Source organism: Gordonia sp. DT30 (assembly GCF_049844915.1).
GTDB lineage: Bacteria > Actinomycetota > Actinomycetes > Mycobacteriales > Mycobacteriaceae > Gordonia.
Window position 1 is genome coordinate 1 of sequence record NZ_JBNCLY010000048.1, and the last position, 2,272, is coordinate 2,272.

General features: G+C 59.6%; 2 protein-coding genes and 1 pseudogene. 2 read left to right on the forward strand and 1 reads right to left on the reverse strand.

Features of this window, described 5'->3' with window-relative positions:
• Together ACLQ3C_RS21325 and ACLQ3C_RS21330 are read left to right on the forward strand one after the other, a co-directional pair.
• Positions 1–91, forward strand: a pseudogene (locus ACLQ3C_RS21325) (ATP-binding protein); the annotation flags it as partial.
• A gap of 75 nt (positions 92–166) precedes the next feature.
• Positions 167–412, forward strand: a complete 246-nt coding sequence (locus ACLQ3C_RS21330) for a hypothetical protein (protein ID WP_425707096.1) — start codon at positions 167–169, stop codon at positions 410–412.
• Positions 413–765: 353 nt separating this feature from the next.
• Here the strand turns inward: ACLQ3C_RS21330 and ACLQ3C_RS21335 are convergent, their stop codons facing one another.
• Positions 766–1,488: a hypothetical protein gene (locus ACLQ3C_RS21335; protein WP_425707097.1), complete on the reverse strand. Its 723-nt coding sequence runs from the start codon at positions 1,486–1,488 to the stop codon at positions 766–768.
• Positions 1,489–2,272: the final 784 nt, after the last annotated feature.

The window sequence follows — 2,272 nt, forward strand, 5'->3', positions numbered from 1 at the left end:
CCGCCTCATCAACACCAGCCACCAAATCCTCATGGACGGCGCCTCCTACCGACCCCGCAAACGTCCCGGACGCACCACCGCCACCAACTAAATCTCGAATACCGCTAACCTGTACCCAGCACACCCCACCTGAGGAATTCCGTGACGGAAACCCCTGAGGAAATACGTGACCGTCGACAATCGCCCTGACAATTCTGGCATCGGGCATCATCACGCCCGGATTCGCGACATTTGCCGTGCCGTAGCACCCGTCTGCGGACACCGCAGAAGGCGGTATCAGACCGGTATCGTCGGCACCGAGGAAATGACGTTGCGACCGAGCGAGGCGCATATCGACGCACTGCGTCGGCAAGCCGAATCCGAGCGCCGCTCGATGCAAATGCCCACGGCCGATACCCACGCCGATCGATAAGCCCTCGCCGGCGTCCGTACCTACTTGCAGCGTCTTGAGCAGGTGCAGCGCGAAGCGGCGAGCGAGTCCCGCCGAGTGGCACTGAGGTTCCGCGAGCAAGGCCTTACGGTCCGATGCGTCGGATACCTGATGCAGGTGTCTCCGCAGCGCGTATCGGAGCTCACCTCGACGTCGGACGACTGACCGCGCAACGAACAGCTACTCGTCATCAGCGTCAATGGCCGCCGCCAGCATGTTCGCGTCGTCGACTCCAAGCGCTTGCAGTCCGTGAACATATTCGATGAGTATCCCGGGACCGGATTGGCTCACACGAAGCGAGTCGTGGTCAAGTGCTGCCGAGGCGGTTCGGTGCGCTACCCGGGGACCCAGGTACGTGAGCCAGCCCGGGACAGCGGTGATCGAGCCCCATATCCTTCCACATCGACGCCAAAGGCATTGCAGGCCAGGAGTGCCGCGCCGCCGGATGCCGACGCGACATCGGGCTGCAACCCGACGACAACAGCATGCAGAACGGATCCGACCGCTGCTTCGACAGATGGGTGCCGCCCATCACCGCTGTCGTCGAGTACCTCGGGCCGTTCGATGTTGACGGTCACCCCAAGCTGATCGAGTCCGCCTTCCTCGTCAGCGGTGATACGGAACACGAGTTCGACTGCGCCGTCGGTCACTCCACTGGGGGCGGCATTGACCACCCTGATATCGCGCCGAGGATTCCACGCACCCTGCAGCGCCATCGGAGAAGTGAACCATGCAGCGACGTTCCGAATGTCCTCTGCCGTTCGAATACGCATCGCCGGCATGTGGTCAGCGCAAACGGGCACCCATCGTGCCGACTCCCAAAAATTCGCGGTGCTGTCGAGCGCTTCAAACATGCGCTCTAGAATGTCGAATTCGTCGGTCGTACGATCGCCTGCGTACACGGCGTTCACCGCGAACAACCCACCGCGCTCCACCGGAAGTTCTCGCTCAAAGGCGTGGAAGAAGTCCCGCTCGCGATCCCATCCGGCTGCCTTCGAGCAACATCGTGGACGGAGGGGTCGGCTCATTGCCCGACAGATATCCTGATAGATACCCACGTGCGTACTCCGACTGGACGATGATGTCGCGCGGATGTGCGGATTGCCCAACACGGTCACGAAGGCTGTAAAGGCTGACCAGACCGCGGAACGTATGTGGATTGCCACTGATCACGAAAGGCTCGTCACCCCGTCCGGAAATTCGCACCACCAGTCGTGGATCGGCCCAATCGGGTAGATCGGACCGTGAACCACGGTTCTGATTACCAGATGTCATCGTATGTATCCGTTCGAATATACATTGATATGCTTGCCTGTCTTTTGGCCAACGCCCGAAGTGAAGCCACCCGCACCCACCATCAAGCGTACGGGTGTGGCCAGCCGATCGACCTGAACGGTTTCCGAAGAGATAGCCTATCCGCTGGGCGCCGTGGTTACGGCTGCGGTTCCAGCGCGACCCGGGAGGGGACGCCATATTCATCTTCGGCCTATTGGCTACTTTCATCATTTTTGGAAATTTGACGAAGTACGTCCCAAGCCGCCGCCTCAACTGCTGGCCACCGCGAGTCGTTAACGTGTCCGACTCCATCGTTCGCGTCACAGGCGTCAACTATCGAATCGTGTTCCGAGAATAGCCGTTTAAAGGATGCTACTTCATTATCATATATGGCAGCGTCAACTAAGTAATCCGGGTCCGGAAACACTGCGTCTACGTCGTAGAGCATTTCAATACACAGCGAAGGAGAGTACGACTTGTAGCACTTCTCGGCTCTTGTGATGTAGGTGTGGGTGGTTTGAGCGTGGCGTAGGGCGCAACGCCGGTGTCTCGCTTAAGGTTTGGTTT